A 21,904-nucleotide genomic window follows, 5' to 3' on the forward strand; every position below is an offset into this window, starting at 1 on the left:
GCTGCGTTGTTGACTTTTATCTGTATGCTGCGGTACTCAGAATGGAACGTTGTGCCGATCTGGTTTCTGTATTCTTCGGTACTTATGGTGGTACGCTGTGCCGATCTGCGATCTGGTTCTGGGATTCTTCGGTACTTATAGTGGTACGCTGTGCCGATCTGCGATCTGGTTCCTGTATTCCTCGATATTTATGGTGATACGCTGTGCCGATCCCGTTTCTGTATTCTTCGATACTTATAGGAATATTCTGTATCAGTCTGACATTTCAGGACAGGACGCCCAGTCCGCTTCCATCCCCCGCATGTTTTTTCCTGTCGGCTGGAAGCGTCAGCCAGAGGAAGGTGGCATCGGGCCGGGCTGCTGCGGAGGAGGGGTGATTACTACTTGGGCTGCGGGAGACGGCGTTATTGCGGCAGGGCCTGCTGTCTGAGCCGCAGGCGAGTTCTGGCCCTGCTGCAATGCTTTTAGCCGTCTCACGGAGCCCTAGTAGTATCCCCCGACGGAGTCCCTGCCCGGAGCGATGCCACCTTCCTCTGGCGTCCCTCAACCACATCCACCTCTCAAAACCTCAAAAACACCCCCGCCTGCATCCACCCCCGGACCGATGCCACCTTTCTCTGGCGTCCCTCTCCATCCCAACAAAAAAAAACGTCACCCGGCAGTTCCAACACTGCCAGACACCGGAACCAAAACACCCGTCAAACAGACATATACAATATATAATCAACATTCGCTATCTGCTCAACTCAATTACCACCAGAAAGTTCTCTCAGCAACTCAAGATCGCTGGCCTGCACTTTAATATTCGTAGTCAGCTTCTCACCCTCAGGACTAATATATGTCACCTCAAGAATACTCCCCTCACGAATCCCACGCCGGGAAACCGCACTACAAAATGCCGGAAACTTCGGATGATTCTGTTTAAATGTATTCCATGCATTCATAACCTTCATCATATTTCCAATATTACCAATCCCCATAATCAACACCAGCCTTTCCCTTACTATCATCTATGTTTTTTTATCTATTAACCCAAACACAGCCGCCGTACAAACCATACAGCGGCTGACCACATGATCCTATTCAAAATAACCTGCCGGGAACTCACAATCCTCTGATAAAAGAAATCGCATCCCGGATCCCAGCCACATAAACCAATTTAATTCCTTTAATACTCTCTGTAGCCGTCCGGTTCACCTCAGGAAGTATCACCGTCTCAAACCCAAGCTTTTTCGCTTCCTGCACACGCTGTCCGGCCATACTCACTGCACGAACCTCGCCACTCAGACCAATTTCACCAAACGCCATCACAGAATCCGGGATCACGATCTCCTTCGCACTGGAAATAATAGCAAGACAAATACCCAGATCGATCGCCGGCTCTGTCATCTTCATGCCACCCGCAATATTCACATAAGCATCCGAAGCAGCAAGATGAACTCCCGCCTTTTTCTCCAGAACCGCCATCAAAAGATTCACACGATTAAAATCCGTACCAACTGCCGTTCTTCTCGGAATTCCAAAATTACTCTGACACACCAGAGCCTGGATCTCCACCAAAATCGGTCTCGTCCCCTCCATAGAACATGCAACAACAGATCCCGAAGCATTCTCCGGTCTTCCATTCAAAAGGAACTCGGAAGGATTCTTCACTTCTTCAAGTCCGGAATTCTGCATCTCAAAAACACCAATTTCATTGGTAGAACCAAAACGATTTTTCACCGCACGCAGGATCCGGTAAGAAGCATGCCTGTCTCCCTCAAAGTAAAGTACAGTATCTACCATATGCTCCAGTACACGAGGACCTGCCACATTTCCCTCCTTGGTCACATGACCCACGATAAAAATGGACACTCCCATACCCTTAGCGATCTGCATCAGTACATTGGTAGATTCCCTCACCTGAGAAACACTTCCCGGTGCAGACGAAATATCTTCATGAAACATCGTCTGGATAGAATCCACAACAGCTACATCTGGTTTCGTCCGCTCAATGATCTCCCGGATATTTTCAAGATTCGTCTCACAGAGCAGTTTCAGTTTATCATTAAACGTTCCAAGCCGATCTGCCCGGAGCTTGATCTGTCTGAGAGACTCCTCACCAGAAATATACAAAACAGAAATCCCCTGTGAAGATAAATTTCTGCACACCTGCAACAACAATGTAGACTTGCCAATACCAGGATCTCCACCTACCAAAACAAGAGAGCCAGGGACGATTCCTCCTCCCAGCACCCTGTCAAGTTCACCGATTCCGCAGCTCTGACGTTCATCTGAAGAAAGACTGATATCTTTCAGAACTACAGGCTCCGTTTTCTTTTGTGTAGTTTTAATACTCCCTGAGGAAGCTTTTTTGGAAGAAACCGTTTCCTCCACAAAAGTATTCCATGCCTTGCATGCCGGGCACTGCCCCATCCACTTGGCTGATTCATACCCGCATTCCTGACAGAAATAAACCGTTTTTTTATTTTTTAGCATTTTACAATTTTAACTTCTGCTTTGGTGCTCGCATCCAGTTCAACACTGAAAGAAAGCTTGCCGCCCAGGTTTGTGATCATTGTACCTGTACTTACATCATCAATAAATACCTGATACTCTGTCTCAGCTTCAAGTTCAACAGTAATCTGAGAATCCTCAAAGCCCTGAACCTCAAAACTCATTGCTGTTCCATCCTGCTGAAGATGGAACACACTGGTTCCCGGAACAGACTCATATACGAACATTCCATTACGCTCAAGTTTGGTGATCTCCTTATATGTTTTTACTTTATACATATCTCCCTGATACTGATAATCCGACAGTTTGGATTTCTGATTTAATTCATAATCTCCAAAACTGATAGTCCCATTATCTTCTGTGCGGATCAATTCCTGTACCACTGCCATGATCTTATGTCCTCCTGAAATCTTTCGTTGTATAGTTTTAATTTTGTTAATTATAACTTATTTCTGTTTTTTTGGCTATAGAAAGTAATAAAATTCTTACGCTTTCTCCGCATCTTTTACTTCAAAGCAGATTTTCTTGTCTTTGACCTTCACCTGTACGGTATCACCGGCTTTGATCCGACCTTCAAGAATTTCTGTTGCCATCTCATCCTCAATCTTTGTCTGGATCGCACGACGCAGCGGTCTTGCACCGTATTTACTGTCAAAGCCTGCATCTGCGATAAGATCTTTAGCTGCTCCGGTAACTTTCAGTATGATATCCAGCTGTTCCTGACAGCGTTTTTCCAGGTTTTTCAAAAGAATAGTAACGATCTTTCTGATATTTTCTTTATTCAGAGAATGGAATACCATGATTTCATCGATCCGGTTCAGAAATTCCGGTTTAAACATCCGCCGCACTTCTTCCATCACTCCGGACTTCATCCTTTCATAATCACGCTTTTCCGTATCTCCGGACATAAATCCAAGATGTTTCGGTTCCATGATCATCTGCGCACCTGCGTTGGAAGTCATGATAATGATCGTCTGCTTAAAATCCACTTTTCTGCCTTGAGCATCTGTAATATGACCATCATCAAGTACCTGCAGCAGAATATTAAACACATCCGGATGAGCCTTTTCAATCTCGTCAAAAAGAATGACACTGTATGGATTTCTGCGCACTTTTTCGCTGAGCTGTCCACCTTCTTCATAGCCTACATATCCGGGCGGCGATCCGATCATTTTAGAAACACTATGTTTTTCCATATATTCGGACATATCTACACGGATCATTGCCTGCTCACTTCCAAATACAGCTTCCGCCAGCGCTTTGGAAAGCTCCGTTTTTCCCACTCCGGTAGGTCCCAGGAATAAAAAAGAACCTATAGGCCTTGCGGGATCCTTTAATCCTACTCTTCCCCTTTTTACCGCACGGGCAACTGCAGAAACTGACTCATCCTGTCCGATCACACGTTTTTTCAGAACCTTTTCCAAATTTGCAAGCCTACGGGATTCCCCCTCTGTCAGACGCTGTACAGGTATTTTTGTCCAGTCAGACACAATACCGGCAACTGCCTCTTCATCAACTGTAAGTGGATTTTTCCGATTTTTCCGCTCCGCCTTTCTTCGGATCTTTTCCAATTCTGCTTCCGCCTCATTCTGCTTTGCCTGTGCTGCTTTTGCACCTTCAAGATCTGCATTTATGACTGCCTGTTCTTTTTGTTTCAGAATATCGTGGATCTCTCTTTCCAGTGCTTCTGCTCTCGGAGACGGACGATATCCCGCCAGCTGTACTTTCGACGCTGCCTCATCAATAATGTCAATGGCTTTATCCGGAAGAAACCGGTCATTGATATAACGAACGGACATTTTTACAGCCGCCTCAAGGGCCTCATCCAGAATCTCTACACCATGATGTTTTTCATAATATGGGCGCAGCCCCTTCAGGATTTCAACAGCCTCCTCTTCTGTAGGCTCTTCCACGATGATAGGCTGAAAACGCCGTTCAAGCGCTGCATCCTTTTCAATGTATTTCCGATATTCTTCCAGTGTCGTTGCTCCGATCAGCTGGATCTCTCCACGGGAAAGAGACGGTTTCAGGATATTGGAAGCATCCAGTGCACCTTCCGCTCCACCTGCTCCGATGATCGTATGGATCTCATCAATAAAGAGCAATATTCCCTGCTGTTCGCTTACCTCATCGATCACATTTCGGATACGTTCTTCAAACTCACCGCGATATTTACTTCCTGCGACCATTCCGGAAAGATCCAGAACTACAACCCGCTTATCCTTCACAGTATCCGGTACCATTCCTGTGACGATCCGCTGTGCAAGTCCCTCTACGATAGCCGTTTTTCCTACTCCCGGCTCTCCAGTCAGGCAGGGATTGTTCTTTGTTCTTCTGCTCAGGATCTGGATCAGTCTGGCAATCTCTTTATCCCTTCCCACTACAGGATCCAGCTTACCTTCTTCTGCCATGGCCGTCAGATCTCGGCTATACTGATCCAGAGTTGGTGTTACACTGCTGTTTCTTCCCTTTGAAGCTTTTACAGCCTGGAATTCTTCCGCAATGGCATCGCTGTCCATTCCCATAGCTGTCAGCACTGCCGCATAAAGCTTCTGGATATTGGCACCCATTGTGTACAGCAGTCTGGTACCCACACAGTCTGTTTCTTTCAACATTGCCAGCAGAATATGTTCTGTCCCGACTTCCTCAAAACGCATGGATTCTGCTTCTGCATATGCACCCTCAAGAACTCTTCTGGTTCTCGGACTGAATCCCGGTTTCTGTGAAACAGCCGTATTTCCCGGCGGTGCGATCAGTTTATCGATCAGAGCCATCGCTTTATCAGCCTGGATCCCAAACTCCTCCAGAACTCTTCCTGCTGTGCCCTCCTTTTCTTCTACAAGCCCGACCAGCAGATGCTCCGTGCCGATATAACTATGTCCGCAGGAGCTGGCTGCCTCTTTTGCCAGAGCAAGAACATTCTCTGCCTGTTTTGTATATCGTTCCTGCATGATGTCTCCTCCTATCTGTCTGTGTCATACTCGTCAAAAATCTCGTCCACCAGCTGATGGACTTCTTCTCTTGTTACATTTTTACAGCATCCCCATGCCATTGCTACTGTCAGATTCTGTTTCATTTCTTCCAGTGCTCTGACCTTATCTGCATCTATGGAGATCACCGCTCCCTTTCGCCTGTCAATAGTCACAAAGCCTTCCTGACGAAGCAGCGCATATGCCTTATTCACAGTATGCATATTGATTCCTGCAATGCTTGCAAGCTGCCGTACAGAAGGCAGAGTATCCCCTTCATGAAGCCTTGATGTAGCGATCCCCATTATGATCTGATTGGTGATCTGCATATAGATTGCCTCATCACTGTTAAAATCGATTTCTATCACCATAGGGTAATCTCTCCTCTACAACAGCAAAAGGCTGCACAGTTTCATCCTGGCAGCCTGCTGTGATTTTTGTTTTTATTTACTGATCCCTGCAATCTTCTCTATCTGTTCTTTGTTAAGAACCAGATTAAATCCCATTGGATTTACCACATAAGCGTTTGCCTGCGGAATCATCAGGCTCGGAAGTTTGTCTATAGTCACTTTCGCAACACGGAGATTCTTGCCTCTTCCAAATTTCTCAAATTCCATAACATCTGTAAACACAGGCTGCATGATCTTATCCTCTTTATTTTTCAGATACGGAATATGGAGCTTTCCATCTTCTTCCTGCTCTGCATTGATCGCGATCAGGAATTCTGCCTTACGCAAGTTTGCTATCAGCTCTTCTTCCAGCTCACGGATATTCTTGTGCTCTTCCTGTTTTACCGGGCGACGCAATTCCTGCATAAAATAGATTCCGGAAAGTTCAAGAGACGGGTTCAGAAGCGGTCTCTTTGACGGCTCGATCTTACTCATATCTCTCTGGTTTGCGATCTTTCCGATCTCAATCTCGATCTTCTCTTCTCCGTCGATCCAGATCACACTGTTCACTCCGATCGCGTACAGCGTACCATACAGTCTTGGATAGTCTTTTTTCTCATATTTCATGCCCATAAGAAGGATCTTATCCTCAAGGAGCTGTTTACCATATTCTTTGATCTCTTCTTCTGTGGCAAAAATCCTTGCCTGGTCATTAAATGTTTCTTCATCACAGGTCACATATGGAAGTCTGGTTGCCTGTGAATATGCAACAAATACTTCCTCTCTGTTTCTGAGCTCATGGATTGCTTCTTCTACACTGATTCCCATTTTTCTGTCCTCTCTGCCTCATCACTTGGATGCGACACCTCATCAAGGAAAATGGTTGGTTCCTGTTGTGCCCTGTCAGCATCCAGCTTTTCATATTCGTAACTACTCACTGTGTTTCATAGTTGTTACTATTGTACAATGAAATCCCTGTTTTCGTCAAGCTGTGCCTGTGAAAAATGACCAACTTAAGCCTCGTCGATAGCTTTTCCGATATCGTGACGCATATACTTGTTTGCAAAGCTGATCCACTCTGTAGCAGCATATGCATTCTTTCTGGCTTCTTTTAATGTCTCTCCTTTGGCAGTGATGCCAAGAACACGCCCACCGTTTGTAACGATCTCTCCATCTTTAAATTTGGTTCCCGCATGGAAACAATAGTATCCGTCTTTGTCCTTAAAATTCTCAAATCCATGGATCGGGATACCTTTTTCATATTTTACCGGATATCCATCACTTGCAAGAACAACACAAACTGCTGCATTGTCCTCAAATTTCAGATCGATCTGATCAAGTTTGCCGTCTACACAGGCTTCCATTACTTCAATGATATCATTCTCCATACGTGGAAGAACAACCTGTGCCTCCGGATCCCCAAATCTTGCATTATATTCCAGAACCTTCGGGCCATCTGCAGTAAGCATCAGTCCGAAGAAAATGATTCCCTTAAACGGACGTCCCTCTGCTGCCATGGCATCTACTGTTTTCTGATAAACATATTTCTTACAGAATTCATCTACTTCCGGAGTATAGAACGGACTTGGAGAAAATGTTCCCATTCCGCCTGTATTCAGTCCCTGATCCCCATCCTTCGCACGCTTGTGATCCTGTGCGGATGTCATGGTACGGATCGTCTTTCCATCTACAAAAGAAAGTACGGAAACCTCACGGCCAGTCATAAATTCTTCAATTACCATGGTATTTCCGGCATTTCCGAATTTTTTGTCTTCCATGATCTCTTTTACGCCAGCTTCTGCCTCTGCAAGATCCTGACAGATCAGAACTCCTTTTCCAAGAGCAAGACCATCTGCTTTCAAAACGATCGGGAATTTTGCCTCGGTCCTTAAATATTCCAGAGCTTTTTCCGGATCATCAAAATTCTCATAAGCAGCTGTAGGAATGTCATATTTTTTCATAAGATCCTTGGAAAAAGCCTTGGAGCCTTCCAGAATAGCAGCATTTTTGCGCGGTCCGAACACACGCAGTCCCTCTGCCTCAAATACATCTACGATTCCGCCCACAAGAGGATCATCCATTCCCACGATAGTAAGATCGATCTCTTTTTCTTTGGCAAAGGCTGCCAGTTTTTCAAATTCCATTGCTCCGATATCTGCACATTCCGCATACTCTGCGATTCCTGCATTTCCAGGTGCACAGTAGATCTTGTCAACTTTCGGGCTTTTTGCAACACTCCATGCAATTGCATGTTCTCTTCCGCCGCTTCCTACGATTAATACTTTCATCTGTTTACTCCTTTGTTTCATCTGTCTGCTGATTACTTTAAAGAAACAATTCCATCTGTCACTGCGATCTTGTCATTGGCGATAAGATTGATTGCTTCCGGAAGGATCTTCCACTCTGCTTTTTCCATTACACGTCTCTGAAGCTCCTTGGATGTATCTCCGTCTTTTACCTTTACTGCCTTCTGAAGGATGATCGGACCTGTATCCGTTCCGGCATCTACGAAATGGACCGTAGCGCCTGTTACTTTCACTCCTCTTGCAAGAACTGCATCATGGACCTTAAGTCCATAAAAACCTTTTCCGCAGAAAGACGGGATCAGAGATGGATGGATATTGATGATCTTGTTGGGATACGCTTCCACCATCATCGGAGGGATCGCAACCAGATATCCTGCAAGAACGATCAGGTCTGCCTCTTTTTCCTGAAGCTTCGCCAGTAATGCTTTATGGAAAGCTTCTCGGTCCGGATAGTCTTTTGGTGCGATGCATGTCGCCTCTATATCGTGCTTTCTGGCTCTTTCCAGAGCATAAGCGGAGGCATTATTGCTGATCACGATATCCACTTTTGCATTTGTGATCTCTCCTGCATCAATGGCATCCAGGATCGCCTGAAGATTTGTTCCTCCACCGGAAACAAGAACACCGATCTTTAACATAAGGTCACTCCCTTTTCTCCCTCTTCAATGGTTCCTACCACATATGGCTTATCACCGGTTTTGCGGATAGCTTCCATTGTTTTGTCAACATCTGCAGGATCTACTGCCAGGATCATTCCAAGACCCATATTATATGTATTATACATCATATGCTCATCAATATTTCCTTTTTCGGCAAGGAGCTTGAAGATCGGAAGTACCGGATAGCTGTCTTTTCTGACAACAGCTCTGGTTCCCTCTTTCAGCATACGCGGGATATTCTCATAGAATCCACCACCTGTGATATGGCTGCATGCATGGATCTTCACGCCAGACTCCCGGATGCTCTTCAGCGCTTTTACATAGATTCTGGTCGGTGCGATCAGTGCCTCTCCCAGAGTTGTTCCAAGCTCTTCATAATAAGTATCCAGAGACTCTTTTGTCATGTCAAATACTTTACGTACAAGAGAAAATCCATTGCTGTGAACTCCTGTGGAAGCCATACCGATCAGGACATCTCCTGGTTTCAGGGCCTCTCCTGTAAGAAGATCTTTTTTGTCAACGACTCCTACTGCAAATCCGGCAAGATCGTACTCATCTTCCGGCATAAGTCCAGGATGCTCTGCTGTCTCACCACCGATCAGAGCTGCCTCAGACTGTACACAGCCCTCTGCAACACCTTTTACGATCTCTGCGATCTTTTCCGGATAATTTTTGCCGCAGGCAATGTAGTCCAGGAAAAACAATGGCTCGCCGCCTGCACATGCAATATCATTTACACACATGGCTACAGCATCAATTCCGATGGTATCATGCTTGTCCATAACCATGGCTACCTTAACCTTGGTTCCACATCCGTCTGTTCCGGAAACAAGAGTAGGCTCTTCCATATCTTTGAATTTCTCCATGGAAAATGCACCTGAGAATCCACCGATTCCTCCAAGTACCTCCGGTCTCATTGTCTTGGCAATGTGCTTTTTCATCAGCTCTACTGATTTGTATCCTGCCTCAATATCTACGCCTGAAGTCTTGTAATCCATAATGTCCTCCTTATGACAACACCTTTTTATTTTTATGGTAAAAGATTTATTTAGTAATTTTTGTATCCAACTTCCTGAAGCCTTGCGTCTTTCTTCTCAACCTGCTCTTTCAGCTCCTGACTGTAGGCTTTCAGTCTGGAAAGAAGCTCTGCGTCGGAAGTTGCAAGGATCTTGGCAGCAAGAAGTCCCGCATTGGCACCACCATTGATCGCTACTGTGGCAACCGGGATACCGCTTGGCATCTGTACGATTGAGTAAAGGGAATCTCGTCCTCCCAGAGAGGTTGTATGCATCGGAATACCGATCACCGGCATTGGAAAGATCGCTGCGCACATTCCCGGAAGATGAGCTGCCATTCCTGCGCCTGCGATGATAACTTTGAAGCCTTTTTCTTCTGCTGTCTTTGCATACTCGAAAAATACATCCGGTTCTCTGTGTGCGGAAATGATCTTCATTTCATAATCAATCCCCAGTTTCTCCAGGATATCTGCTGCTTTGCTCATAACCGGCATATCTGAATCACTACCCATTACAATTCCTACTTTTGCCATTGTGTTCTCCTTTCATGGTACACTAACTGAATATTAGCCTGTGTCCTTTGACTATTGTTATGGTTATTCTACGTATATTCTCACTTTCTGTCAATACGATCGAAAAAACTGTAAATTTACTAATTAACTTATATTATTATTTAATGGAAGATTCTCAAAAGGACGGTTTAATTCCTCTGTTCCCGGAAGAACAAACCTTCCGTTTTCGATAATGGAGATCATTTCTCCCTCATCATCGATCACACGGATACTTCCAAGTTCATCATAAGGTATCGTAATATCTGTATGACAGCCATAATAAGCAAGGCTTACGTCATCCTTTCGCATCTCGGAAATCTCATTATCCCTGGCAATGATCTCTTTTCCATCCGGATTATATACCGGTGTATCCTCTGCCCAGCTGTAACAGGTATCGCCCACAGCAAAATGCGGTCCCATTTTTTCTGCGATCAGGATCGGAAGCTTATCCGCAATTCCGTATTTCAGCGCCGCCACATAAGCTGTGGTATTTGTACCGATGGCAAATTCTCCCATAGGGATCTTCGGATGGTGGTGGAGGATATTATCTTCAATATATTTCCGGTTCTCTTCTTCGGTTTTAAAATTCGAGCAGGTGTAATCAATAACCTGGCCGCAGTCAAATACCAGCTTCAGATCCCGGAACTGAAGACCGTTCAGATATACTTTTTTCACATGAAGGATTCCGCCTGTGCCTGCCAGCTGCGGAGATGTAAAGACTTCGCCCACCGGAATGTTCACATCTGCCACACAGTTCTCAAAATTCGTCTGTTTCTTCGGATCTGTCAGTTCATGAAGATGGATCAGAAGATCCGTCTCATTGTCTCCACGTCCTTTGACTTCCACCCACTCACAGGTATCCAGGGTATTGATGATCGTCTGCTGGATTTTCTGATAGAGATGGTAATCCAATGTATTGATCTTTACGATCTCACGGAAAATTTCCTCATAATTTCCACCAATCTCAGGAACCGGATATGCAATGATCGTAAAACTTCTCTCATCACCTTTGATGTATCGGTTTACGATCTGTCCGGATTCATTGTCAAGTTCTGTCTGAAGCTTCTGCTGTGTCTCGCTTAATGCATAAGCTTCCGGTTTACTTATCGGAGAGAAAGGATTTTCTCCAAATGTATCAATGCAGGCCGGACCGCCATGTACTTCTGCCAGTTCTCTGTACTTCTCATAAGAAGTCTGCATAGCCCGAAGTTTTCGCTGAACAAAATCCCCATCCAGGAACAGCGCACTGTCCTGGCGATGATCGTAATCGTACTGCGGATTGGCAACGCCGCCTGTATAACCTACTCTCACTGCGCCTCTCTTATTTACCACATGCGTTGCATGGCGATAGATCACCGGCTTCAGACCCATTTTTTCAAACTGGAGGATCGCTGCTTTTACCATCCGTTCAAAACCAAGACTATATCGGATATTTACTGTTTTCTTTTTTGTGATATCCTTCCGTCCGGTGATAAATCCGATCCGATAGCCTTCTGTATAGGTAGAAGCCATCTTATCGATCTCTTCCTGAGAAAGGGAAGTCAGAAACTCTGCAACTCCTGTTTCATTCTCTGAAACAAACTCGCCATAGCGATACAGATATCTCAGATCCGAAAGATCCGAATTCATGATGATATCTGCTGCAAAGTCAAGCTCCGGATCTACACCTTCCTGTATCCTCTGCTCCATCATATCCTGGCAGTAATCATTCACATAGGAACGGAGAATCCCTTCCACTGTTGCAGCCTCCGGAAGTTCTTCCTCACAAAATGCAGAATATACTTCCAGAAACAGTTCCATGGATACAGTCATATCCCACAGCCTTTTCTCATGTGCATAAGCTACAGTTCCTGCGATCTCTGCATACAGAAAACTGAAGGCTTTTCCATATTCTCCCAGCTGCTGTACTGCATACGCCGGATTTCCATAGCTGCTTTCATAATTTTCCGGGAGGATATCCTGATAAAAGCAATGATTTCTCTCTTTCAACGCCTCCATCGTAAGCTCTGCTACGCTCTCATCCATCACATCTGCTGCCATGGAAAGAAACTTTGCCCTGTTTCTGAAAAAATCTCCAAACGGTTTTTTTACGGTTTCTTCTGTTATGATCTCATGGATCCGTTCCTTCGCAAGTCCATAACGTTCTTTCATGCATTCTTCCAAGACTTCATCTCCCATCTTTTTCATCATCGATCACATGCCCCAGGGCAATGTGTTTGTCAACGAGTTCTTTCATATATTCCCAGATCACTTCAGAACCCTCTCCTGTTTTCCGGTTTCTCTTATAAATCTGACTTTTCTTCACCTGATGCTCTTCCCAGCTTTTCCCGTTGGATGCATCGTTGAGAAACAATGGCTGACAGTTATCCAGCACATGGGCAAATTTCGCCTCCGGGGTTTCGTAAGCCTCAAACTCCTCCCATAATGCTTTTAACCACTGGCCCTGATCTTCCGGCAATAGTCCATAGATCCGTTCTGCTGCCTGCTTCTCCCTGTATTCCTTGGTTGTCGCTCCTTTTTCATCATATGCATAGGTATCACCTGCATCGATCTCTACCAGATCATGCGCCAGTACCATAGGAATCACCTTCGAAAGATCCACTTCCTCATTGGAATATTCCTTTAAAAGCACTGCCATCAACGCCAGATGCCAGGAATGCTCCGCATCATTCTCTTTCCGCTTTCCGTCTGCAAGATATGTCTGACGGAAAATATTCTTGACTTTATCTATTTCCATAATAAAGTCCAGCTGTTTTTTTAAGCGTTCTTTTTTATCCATCTGTTATACCCCCGATAAAAAAAGTCCCAGCCAGATAACCAGGATCACTCCGTTCAAAATAGACCCGACCATGCTCGTCCTGTGTTTCCGGTTTTCTTCCGAAAAGCTGGAAAGCCCCAGTGTAAAGCCATATGCAGAAAGCAGCATGGCAAAAAGCCCGGTTCCGCCGATCAGGCCCCCGAGCTTTCCATCAAAAAAGAGTGCAAGCACAACTGCCGCGATAAACAGCACGAGGGAAGCCGCCGCAAGTCCTACAGACCATTTTCCCTTGGAAGCTTCTCTTTTTTTTGCAAATGCATATCTATATCTTCTTGCCATTAATTTTTCTCCTAATCCTGTCGCAGACTGCATAAATCCCATATCCAAGCGCTGCGCCCAGAGTATTCAATATCATATCATCCACATCAAAGCAGCCAACTTTTGTAAGCAGCTGGATCACTTCTATCGTCAGACTGATAAAAAAGCCGGATAATATGATAAAAAAGCCATTTCGCATTTTTCCGGTTATTACCGGAAGAATAAATCCATATGGCACAAATCCCAGCACATTTCCAAAAACATTTGTGAAAAGCGCAAATGTACCCACTATTTTTCGATAAGTCCAGAAACGCCTGATCTCCACAAACGGAACAAGATTGTAACGGTATTCTCTTTCTGCATCCGCCACTCTTCCGTATCCTTCCGAAAAGAACAGAAGATACACAAGAACAAGAACATACAATACAAAAAAAGCTGTCCCGAGTTTTTTTACTCTGCGTTTTGTCCCTTTTTCCAATATTCTCCCCTGCTTAAATAGTCCGAAAAGCCACACGGAACAACGTGCGGCTTTTCAGATCATATTAGATTAATATCTCTGATTTTCTTCTGAGCAGTCTCGCACCGTTCACGATCATCAGAATTCCTGTGACAAGTCCCGTCGCCAGAACGACAATACCGAGTGCAAGGCTTCCCGCCCCGCTGCTCGCCATAGTTTTATAAATCTTTTCATTCATAAGGCTGCGTCCTCCCAGTAAAAGCGGACCTTCGGAATCCGCCGCTCTTTTATGACCTTTTATAACAATATTATTCTGCGCCGTACTGGTCATAATATGCATCAATGGCAGCTTTCAGCTTATCATCGATCACAACACGGCCTTTGTATTCTTTGTTGTAGAGATGCTCAACAACCTCCGCCATAGTTACAATAGCTGTAGTCTGAAGGCCGTAGGTTTCCTCGATCTCTTTGAGTGCACTCTTTGTTCCCTGGCCACGTTCCATACGGTCAACAGAAACCACAAGACCTATCGGATTTACATCTCCCTGCGCTTTGATGATCGGAAGTGTTTCTTTAATGGATGTTCCTGCAGTCGTAACGTCCTCAATGATCACTACCTTATCCCCATCCTGGATCGGGCTGCCAAGAAGAATTCCTTTATCTCCGTGGTCTTTCACTTCCTTACGGTTGGAACAGTAACGGATATCCTTTCCGTACATTTCACTGATCTCCATAGTTGCTGCTACAGAAAGCGGAATTCCTTTGTATGCCGGTCCAAACAGCACATCAAAATCCAGTCCGAATTTACTTTCTATCGCTTTTGCATAATATTGTCCCAGCTTGCGAAGCTGCGCACCGGTACGGTAAAATCCTGTATTTACAAAAAATGGTGTCTTTCTTCCTGATTTCGTAGTAAAATCTCCAAATTTCAGGACATTACAGTCAATCATAAATTCAATAAATTCCTGCTTATACTGTTCCATTTATCTAATCCTCCATGTTTTTCATATATACGACAAACCCAGGATCCACACTCTGCTGCAATCCCAGTGTAAAATCCCTTTATTTATCCTGTTAATTCTAACATATGAACAACAGAATTGCAAATACGGCAATCCTCCGTTATTTCACTGCTCCGATCAGCTCATTGATGTCTTCCACTTTCTGTTTTTCAAGAAATGCCCGAATACCATCTGCGATCTCCACAGTAGCATAAGGGTTAAAAAAGTTTGCAGTTCCCACAGACACTGCAGTAGCACCTGCCATAATAAATTCCAGGGCATCCTCAGCAGTTGCGATTCCTCCCATACCGATGATAGGAAGGGATACTGCATTTGCCACCTGATATACCATACGGACAGCTACCGGTTTTACTGCAGGACCGGACATTCCACCGGTTTTATTTGCCAGTGCAAATGTACGTCTGTTGATATCGATCTTCATTCCTGTCAGGGTATTGATAAGAGAAAGAACATCTGCGCCGCCAGCTTCTGCTGCTTTCGCCATCTCGGTAATATCGGTTACATTTGGGCTCAGCTTCATGATCACCGGCTGTTTTGCATATTTCTTTACTTCTTTTGTGATCTCTTCAAGAGCTTTCGGATTCTGACCGAAGGCAATTCCGCCTTCCCTGACATTCGGACAGGAAACATTGATCTCCAGCATATCCACAGGCTCGTTTCCAAGGCGTTCTACAACCTCACAGTAATCCTTTGCAGATTTTCCACAGACATTGACGATGATCTTTGTATCATATTTTTTAAGGAACGGAATATCTCTTTCACAGAAAACATCAATCCCCGGATTCTGAAGACCAATGGCATTAAGCATTCCGGATGCTGTCTCTGTCACTCTCGGTGTAGGATTTCCCGGCCACGGTACATTTGCCACACCCTTTGTCACAACTGCGCCAAGTCTGTTCAGATCCACAAATTCACTGTATTCCGCTCCGGAACCAAATGTTCCGGACGCTGTCATCACCGGATTCTTAAGTTCTACGCCGGCAAGATTTACATTCATTCTGCTCATAGCTCTACCTCCGTGCTCAGGAATACAGGTCCGTCTTTACATACTCTCTTGTTATGGACATGAGAATGAGAATCCACATCTTTGGATTTGCACACACAGGCAAGACACGCGCCTACGCCACAGGCCATACGCTCTTCCATGGAGATCCAGCACGGAATCCCCTTTTCAAAGGCATATGCCTTGATGGCACGGAGCATCGGGGCAGGTCCGCAGGCAAAGATCGCATCTGCCTCAAGATCGTTCTCACGGATGGCATCCATAACATTTCCCTTTGTTCCTGCAGAGCCGTCTTCTGTTGCCACATAGACATCTCCATAAGCTTCAAATTCCTTATTTAAAAACAGCTCATCTCTATATCCGAGAACCATGATCTTTTCTGCGTCCAGCTGTTTAGCAGTTTCCAGCATTGGCGGGATTCCGATTCCTCCACCCATGAGAAACACTTTTTTGCCTTTTACTGCCTCCAGCGGAAAGCCATTTCCCAGAGGTCCCATAGTCTCAATGGGGACCCCTGCATGAAGTCTGGAAAATTCCTCCGTACCGGTTCCTTTTCCTGTAACGCGATATACCAGTCTCAGTTTTCCTTCTGCTTTATCGATCTCACAGAGACTGATGGGTCTTGGCAGAAGCTTACCGCCATTGCGGCTGTAAAGTGATACAAACTGTCCCGGCACTGCATTTTTTCCAATCTCACCTGCATCCAGCCACATACTGTAAATATCTGTACCAATACATTCCTGGCTGAGTATCTTACAGGGCTTTTTTGTTTTTTTACTTTCTGATGTACTCATAAAATGCCTCCTGTATTATCTGTTCTCCAGCGCACCGCTGATATCCGCGATCATATCTTTTACTGCCGCTCTGGAAGCATCTGCGTAATTTTCAGCACCAAACTCTTTATATTTCTCCTGCTTATATGCAGCGATGATTCCTCTGGAAGAGTTTACGATAGCACCAAGTCCGTCCTCATTAAAGAAATGGACAAGATCTGCGCCTTTTCCACCCTGAGCACCATATCCGGGAACAAGGATAAATGTCTTCGGCATGATTTTTCTTAATACCTTTCCCATTTCCGGATAGGTCGCACCTACAACAGCACCAACATAACTATATCCATCACCCATAAGCTCATCGCCCCACTGTGCAACCTTCTCACCTACCAGCTCATAGAGCGGGCGACCGTCGATGACACGATCCTGGAACTCACCACTTGATGGATTGGAAGTTTTGACCAGAACAAAGATACCCTTTTTCTCTTCCTTGCATACATCCATAAAGGGTTTCACACCATCAGAACCAAGGTATGGATTGACTGTTGCAAAATCCTCATCAAAACCTGCATATTTTTTTGAGCCTACCTGAACCTGTCCCAGGTGACCAACTGCATATGCTGCAGATGTGGAACCGATATCTCCTCTTTTGATATCACCGATCACAACCAGATCTTTGGATTTACAATACTCAACCGTTTTCTTGTATGCGATCAGTCCCGGGATACCAAACTGCTCATACATGGCGATCTGTGGTTTCACTGCCGGGATCAGATCAAAGGTCGCATCCACGATCCCTTTGTTATACTGCCAGATTGCTTCTGCAGCGCCCTCCAGAGTCTCCCCAAACTCTGCAAAAGCCTTTTTCTGGATATGCTCCGGAATATAATTCAGCATAGGATCCAGTCCTACAACGATTGGTGCATTTGTTTTGCGGATATTGCTGATCAGTTTGTTAATCATGATTCTTTCTCCTCCTGGTTATTAAATACGATTTTTCCGTCACAGATGGTATAAAGCACTTTTCCCTTTACTTTCCAGCCATCAAACGGTGTGTTATGTCCTTTGGAAACAAATTTATTTTTATCGATCGCATACTCCTGCTCCGTATCCACGATGATCACATCTGCCGGATGGCCTTTCTGGAGAGTTCCTCTGTCAAGCCCGAGAATTTTCGCCGGGTTCAGGCACATCTTCTCAACCATCTGTTTCAGTGTGATCACATCTTTTTCCACCAGTTCTGTATAGGTGAGCGGAAGGCTTGTTTCCAGACCTACGATCCCAAATGGTGCATTCTTCATAGAACCTGTTTTTTCCTGTGCACTGTGCGGTGCATGGTCCGTGCTGATCACCTCGATGGTACCGTCCTTCAGGCCCTGTTTCAGCGCTTCCACATCCTTCGGTGTACGGAGCGGCGGATTCATCTTGTAATTCGGGTCATCTGTTTTAATATCATCGGATGAAAGGATAAAATGGTGCGGGCATACTTCAGCTGTGATATTGTCGTATCCTTTCTCTTTTACGATCTTCATCATCTGGGCATCCCCATAAGTGGAACAGTGGCAGAGATGAAGATGGACTCCTGTCTCCAGCGCCAGAATGATATCTCTGGCTGTAATGGTATCTTCCACTGCATTGCAGATTCCGGGAAGCCCCAGTCTTTTGGCGTTCTCATCCTCATTCATACATCCATCTCCACGCAGATCGATATCTTCACAATGGTCAAAAAACGGCACGCCACATTCTGCTGCGATCCTCATTGCTTCTTTACAAAGTGCTGTATTCATCACAGATTTACCATCCTCGGACACTGCCGGGATCCCTGCTTTCACCATTCCGGCAATATCTGCAAGTTCAGTACCTTTTTCTCCCATGGTGGCTGCACCTGCCTGAAGTACATGAATACCGGAAACCTGCGCCGCCTTGTTATGTACATAGTTTACCCGGTCCGGATTATCAATAGTGGGAGTTGTATTTGGCATAGCAACTACAGTTGTCACACCACCACGTGCTGCCGCAGCAGCACCACTCTTGATATCTTCCTTATGTGTCTGGCCCGGATCACGAAAATGGACATGAAGGTCGATAATTCCCGGCATGACCAGCTTTCCTTTCGCATCGATCACACGGTCGCCGTCTTTCTTTTTCAGCTTCTGGCCTATTTCCGCAATGATTCCGTCTTCCAGATAAATATCGCCTGTTTTATCCGTATCTGTAGCCGCATCCACGATCCGGCCTCCTCGAATCAGAATCCCCATTTCTGTTCTCCTCTCATCCTGTATTTTCAAAGCAGATCCTTCAATCCGCTTGTATTCTACTATATCATACACGAAATTTCTCTATTTATAAAGATTTTTTTTACAAAGCAATTTCGCCCCTTTTTACACCCCGGAATTGTTGGAATTTTCTCCTTGACATTTCAAAACACGGGTTATATAATCAGAGCATGGCAAAATATTTAATGTAAAATCACTAGTTTTTAGAGATTATATTTACATGAATATAGTCTGTAAAATCTGGTGATTTTTTATTATCATCAGAAGGCTATTTTAATTTTTTTTATTTTTATGGAGGTAACACAAAATGAACAAGGGAACTGTAAAATGGTTCAACGCAGAAAAAGGTTATGGTTTTATCACAGGTGAGGACGGACAGGATGTATTCGTACACTTCTCCGCTATCAACGGTGAAGGCTTCAAATCTCTTGAAGAAGGACAGGCTGTATCCTACGACTTAACAGAGGGCGCTCGCGGAATGCAGGCTGCTAACGTTACAAAGTTATAATTCTATAACCATAAAAAACGTATAAGTCAAAACGGGGCTGCTTTATGGCAGACCCGTTTTTTATTGCATTATATTTATCCTGTATATAAAAATCCCCGGGATGCTTCAACACATCCCGGGAACCCATCATTTCATATGTGTTTTCTATTCCGCACTGTCTGAAGATAATCCGGAAATATAATCTGTCAATGCAGAAGTATCCATCACAGTATCCACCTTCACGCTGGCTTCCTTCGCCTGAATCTTGGCGTATGCGGAATATCCGATCCATCCCACAAGCAGAACCGCGATGAGGATCCATGCCGCCATCTCAAGTACAAATTCTGCGCGTTCCTTCTTCAGGGCACTGTTTCGCGAGTATTTGCTGTTTTTATATTTGTCAACTTTCTTCTGGCTCATTGTCTTTCTCCTTTGCCGCTTCAGTACTTTGTTCATTATAGCACACTTGTTTTCAAAAGAAAAGCGGCAACTCCCTGAAGAAATGTGATAATTTTCTGAACTGGAGATTTTCTCTGATCAGACTGCTACGATAACGCCACCATCGTTGGCATACATACTGCTGACACCGGCAGTATCCATAACTACGATCTTTGCTGGGTGCAGTTTCTCACGGATAGCCTCCTCCAGCATCTTCGCTCTTTCCGGACAGTTGCAATGAGTGATGGCAACTGTCTTTTCCGGGATGTTGATCCCCTTCTCTCCAATGTGATCCACCATTTTTACGATTGCTTTATTCATGCCTCTGGCCTGATCCAGCTGACAGATCGTTCCTTCCGGAGTAGATCCCATAACCGGCTTGATCTTCAGCGCACTGGCCACCAGAGCTTTCACTCTGCTCAAACGTCCGTTCTTGCGCAGAGTTTCCAGATTCTCCAACACAAAAAATGTGCTCATCTCTTCAATATATTTCTCTACTTCACTTACTACTTCTCCAAAAGAAAGTCCCTTTTCTTCACACTCCATGATTTTCATGGCAATCAGACTCTGACCACCGGATGCAGATTTGGAATTAAATACATGAACCTTTTTCTCCGGATGCTCTTCCAGGAACAGGTTTTTTCCAAGAATCGCACTGTTATAGGAACCACTCAATTCTGCCGATAGCGTCACCGCATAAATGTGTTCCGCATCACACTCATATGCCTTCATATAGCGTTCCGGAGAAGGGCATGCAGACTTGGGGCATTCCGGGCAGGCCGCAACCTTCTTTAAAAAATCTTTCTGATCGAAATTCTCATCATCTATAATATTCTCACCGCCCACCGTCAGCGTCAGTGGTATGGATTCAATCCTGCCGTCATTTTTCCATTCATCTAAGAGCTCCCCACAGCTATCTATCACGATCTTATAGCTCAATTATATCGTCCTCTTTTCCATTATATGTAGTATTCAATACCACATCTATCGTATCACATAAACAGATATTTGAAAAGAGTTTTTTAAAAAGTCTGTCCTTTTTTCTTTATCTGAGATATAATGTCTACACGCGATCACATAAAAGAAAGGAAGTGCGGCATGCTTGCATTAAAGATCACAGATATCCGGGATTTCACAAACAAACTTTTTATAGGAGAAGTATTTGACAAATTCTGTCTGTCCGAAGCGACTGTGACTACTTTTAATACTTTTACCATTGATGGCAGGCTTCAGAAAGATTTTTTTGATACAGACAGCATGAACAGACTCACAGAGCACGGCCGGACACATTCTCTCTGGAAGGACATCAGACCTTTCTGCTGGTCTGTGATCCGCGGTAAGCGTACGCCCTTAAGCTTCAGGATCGTGCTGCATTTAAGTCGGAGTGGAGTTGAAGCTGCAATGAGAAATACAGATTTCGGAATTTCCTCCGAACAGATAGACGGACTATTCCTAAATCTTCAATTTAAAAATAACAGCCTTCTTTGTACTACCGGAACCTCTCTCAAAACATTCTCTATGGATAAACGCCCGGAGCAGCTCTGGGATGATATGATACTGAGCTTTCTGTCCAAGAATCAGATTCTTTTTGAAAGGCTGTAGTCAATTCTCTTCTTCTATTTCCCTCAGGTAATACGCAAGCATATCAATAAATTCACTGTTGGTAGGCTTGTATTCCAGAGGATATCCTGCAATCTCATCCAGCAGTTTTTTATTTCCTTCCCAACACACATTTACCATTGTTCTGATATCATGCTCAATATTGGTAGGTGTTGATCTGTACTTCCGCGCCAGGCATGGATAGATGTCCTTTGTGATCCGCAATGGTTTATACTGATACCCCATGGAAATCTTTACCGCTTCCGCAACGAAAAAATATCCTTTGTATTTCGAATTTGCACCAAGTCTTCTGATCAATCCATACACCTTTTTCATACATTTGTTCCTCCATTTCATCCTTTTCTCTTTTTAAAAGCACTCCCTTAT

Annotated in this window: 25 protein-coding genes; 2 read left to right on the forward strand and 23 right to left on the reverse strand. The window is 44.6% G+C overall.

Translation table 11 applies throughout. The features are described 5' to 3' along the window. Positions 1-746 precede the first annotated feature (746 nt). The 20 genes from V9W66_RS02695 to V9W66_RS02790 form a co-directional block, all read right to left on the reverse strand. Positions 747-980 carry a hypothetical protein gene (locus tag V9W66_RS02695; RefSeq protein WP_173733054.1) on the reverse strand — a complete coding sequence of 78 codons (234 nt, stop codon included), beginning with the start codon at positions 978-980 and terminating at the stop codon, positions 747-749. 124 nt (positions 981-1,104) lie between these two features. Next, positions 1,105-2,478, reverse strand: coding sequence for a DNA repair protein RadA (radA, locus tag V9W66_RS02700; RefSeq protein WP_144092946.1), 1,374 nt, complete (start codon positions 2,476-2,478; stop codon positions 1,105-1,107). Continuing rightward, positions 2,472-2,885, reverse strand: a complete 414-nt coding sequence (locus V9W66_RS02705; RefSeq protein ID WP_144092948.1) for an endosialidase — start codon at positions 2,883-2,885, stop codon at positions 2,472-2,474. Before V9W66_RS02705 ends, radA begins: the two co-directional genes overlap by 7 nt. A 96-nt stretch (positions 2,886-2,981) precedes the next feature. Further along, on the reverse strand, positions 2,982-5,447 hold the full coding sequence (locus V9W66_RS02710) for an ATP-dependent Clp protease ATP-binding subunit (protein ID WP_144092950.1): 2,466 nt from the start codon (positions 5,445-5,447) through the stop codon (positions 2,982-2,984). An 11-nt stretch (positions 5,448-5,458) separates the two neighbouring features. Continuing rightward, entirely contained in the window at positions 5,459-5,836 is a 378-nt protein-coding gene (locus V9W66_RS02715) for a GntR family transcriptional regulator (protein ID WP_015525911.1), read from the reverse strand. A 72-nt stretch (positions 5,837-5,908) separates the two neighbouring features. Next, positions 5,909-6,682, reverse strand: coding sequence for an SseB family protein (locus V9W66_RS02720; protein ID WP_015525910.1), 774 nt, complete (start codon positions 6,680-6,682; stop codon positions 5,909-5,911). A gap of 185 nt (positions 6,683-6,867) precedes the next feature. Next, positions 6,868-8,142 carry a phosphoribosylamine--glycine ligase gene (gene purD / locus V9W66_RS02725; protein ID WP_022426209.1) on the reverse strand — a complete coding sequence of 425 codons (1,275 nt, stop codon included), beginning with the start codon at positions 8,140-8,142 and terminating at the stop codon, positions 6,868-6,870. 32 nt (positions 8,143-8,174) lie between these two features. Continuing rightward, a complete protein-coding gene (gene purN, locus V9W66_RS02730) occupies positions 8,175-8,798 on the reverse strand; it encodes a phosphoribosylglycinamide formyltransferase (RefSeq protein WP_144092952.1) in 624 nt (207 codons plus the stop codon). Then, positions 8,792-9,817, reverse strand: a complete 1,026-nt coding sequence (gene purM, locus V9W66_RS02735) for a phosphoribosylformylglycinamidine cyclo-ligase (protein ID WP_144092954.1) — start codon at positions 9,815-9,817, stop codon at positions 8,792-8,794. Before purM ends, purN begins: the two co-directional genes overlap by 7 nt. A gap of 50 nt (positions 9,818-9,867) precedes the next feature. After that, positions 9,868-10,368, reverse strand: coding sequence for a 5-(carboxyamino)imidazole ribonucleotide mutase (purE, locus tag V9W66_RS02740; protein WP_118626393.1), 501 nt, complete (start codon positions 10,366-10,368; stop codon positions 9,868-9,870). A 123-nt stretch (positions 10,369-10,491) separates the two neighbouring features. Continuing rightward, positions 10,492-12,573 carry an aminopeptidase gene (locus V9W66_RS02745; protein WP_420313823.1) on the reverse strand — a complete coding sequence of 694 codons (2,082 nt, stop codon included), beginning with the start codon at positions 12,571-12,573 and terminating at the stop codon, positions 10,492-10,494. Next, a complete protein-coding gene (locus V9W66_RS02750; protein WP_021650961.1) occupies positions 12,554-13,165 on the reverse strand; it encodes an HD domain-containing protein in 612 nt (203 codons plus the stop codon). The genes V9W66_RS02745 and V9W66_RS02750 overlap by 20 nt, the downstream gene beginning before the upstream one ends. A gap of 3 nt (positions 13,166-13,168) precedes the next feature. After that, positions 13,169-13,483 carry a hypothetical protein gene (locus V9W66_RS02755; protein ID WP_015525901.1) on the reverse strand — a complete coding sequence of 105 codons (315 nt, stop codon included), beginning with the start codon at positions 13,481-13,483 and terminating at the stop codon, positions 13,169-13,171. Further along, a complete protein-coding gene (locus tag V9W66_RS02760; RefSeq protein ID WP_022426214.1) occupies positions 13,467-13,940 on the reverse strand; it encodes a VanZ family protein in 474 nt (157 codons plus the stop codon). The genes V9W66_RS02755 and V9W66_RS02760 overlap by 17 nt, the downstream gene beginning before the upstream one ends. Positions 13,941-14,004: 64 nt before the next feature. Then, on the reverse strand, positions 14,005-14,157 hold the full coding sequence (locus tag V9W66_RS02765; RefSeq protein ID WP_186289989.1) for a hypothetical protein: 153 nt from the start codon (positions 14,155-14,157) through the stop codon (positions 14,005-14,007). Positions 14,158-14,227: 70 nt separating this feature from the next. Beyond that, positions 14,228-14,902, reverse strand: coding sequence for an orotate phosphoribosyltransferase (gene pyrE, locus V9W66_RS02770; RefSeq protein ID WP_015525899.1), 675 nt, complete (start codon positions 14,900-14,902; stop codon positions 14,228-14,230). A 139-nt stretch (positions 14,903-15,041) separates the two neighbouring features. Further along, entirely contained in the window at positions 15,042-15,947 is a 906-nt protein-coding gene (locus tag V9W66_RS02775) for a dihydroorotate dehydrogenase (RefSeq protein WP_144092956.1), read from the reverse strand. Further along, positions 15,944-16,738 carry a dihydroorotate dehydrogenase electron transfer subunit gene (locus V9W66_RS02780; RefSeq protein WP_144092958.1) on the reverse strand — a complete coding sequence of 265 codons (795 nt, stop codon included), beginning with the start codon at positions 16,736-16,738 and terminating at the stop codon, positions 15,944-15,946. Before V9W66_RS02780 ends, V9W66_RS02775 begins: the two co-directional genes overlap by 4 nt. A gap of 15 nt (positions 16,739-16,753) precedes the next feature. After that, on the reverse strand, positions 16,754-17,680 hold the full coding sequence (gene pyrF / locus V9W66_RS02785; RefSeq protein WP_021650965.1) for an orotidine-5'-phosphate decarboxylase: 927 nt from the start codon (positions 17,678-17,680) through the stop codon (positions 16,754-16,756). Then, positions 17,677-18,975, reverse strand: coding sequence for a dihydroorotase (locus tag V9W66_RS02790; protein ID WP_015525895.1), 1,299 nt, complete (start codon positions 18,973-18,975; stop codon positions 17,677-17,679). The genes pyrF and V9W66_RS02790 overlap by 4 nt, the downstream gene beginning before the upstream one ends. A gap of 325 nt (positions 18,976-19,300) precedes the next feature. Here V9W66_RS02790 and V9W66_RS02795 point away from each other — a divergent pair, with 325 nt between their 5' ends. After that, positions 19,301-19,501, forward strand: a complete 201-nt coding sequence (locus V9W66_RS02795; RefSeq protein WP_015525894.1) for a cold-shock protein — start codon at positions 19,301-19,303, stop codon at positions 19,499-19,501. 144 nt (positions 19,502-19,645) lie between these two features. On the opposite strand, the gene V9W66_RS02800 is transcribed toward V9W66_RS02795, so the two are convergent. Next, entirely contained in the window at positions 19,646-19,900 is a 255-nt protein-coding gene (locus V9W66_RS02800) for a hypothetical protein (protein WP_118516104.1), read from the reverse strand. A gap of 117 nt (positions 19,901-20,017) precedes the next feature. Continuing rightward, positions 20,018-20,857, reverse strand: a complete 840-nt coding sequence (locus V9W66_RS02805; RefSeq protein ID WP_144092960.1) for a DegV family protein — start codon at positions 20,855-20,857, stop codon at positions 20,018-20,020. Between the two features lie 159 nt (positions 20,858-21,016). On the opposite strand from V9W66_RS02805, the gene V9W66_RS02810 reads away from it, so the two are divergent. Then, positions 21,017-21,520, forward strand: a complete 504-nt coding sequence (locus V9W66_RS02810) for a DUF5721 family protein (protein ID WP_144100488.1) — start codon at positions 21,017-21,019, stop codon at positions 21,518-21,520. Here the strand turns inward: V9W66_RS02810 and V9W66_RS02815 are convergent, their stop codons facing one another. Next, positions 21,521-21,853, reverse strand: coding sequence for a sporulation initiation factor Spo0A C-terminal domain-containing protein (locus tag V9W66_RS02815; protein ID WP_022426218.1), 333 nt, complete (start codon positions 21,851-21,853; stop codon positions 21,521-21,523). Positions 21,854-21,904 lie beyond the last annotated feature (51 nt).

It is taken from the genome of Blautia massiliensis (ex Durand et al. 2017), assembly GCF_051861785.1.
In the GTDB taxonomy this organism is placed as follows: Bacteria; Bacillota; Clostridia; order Lachnospirales; family Lachnospiraceae; genus Blautia_A; species Blautia_A luti_A.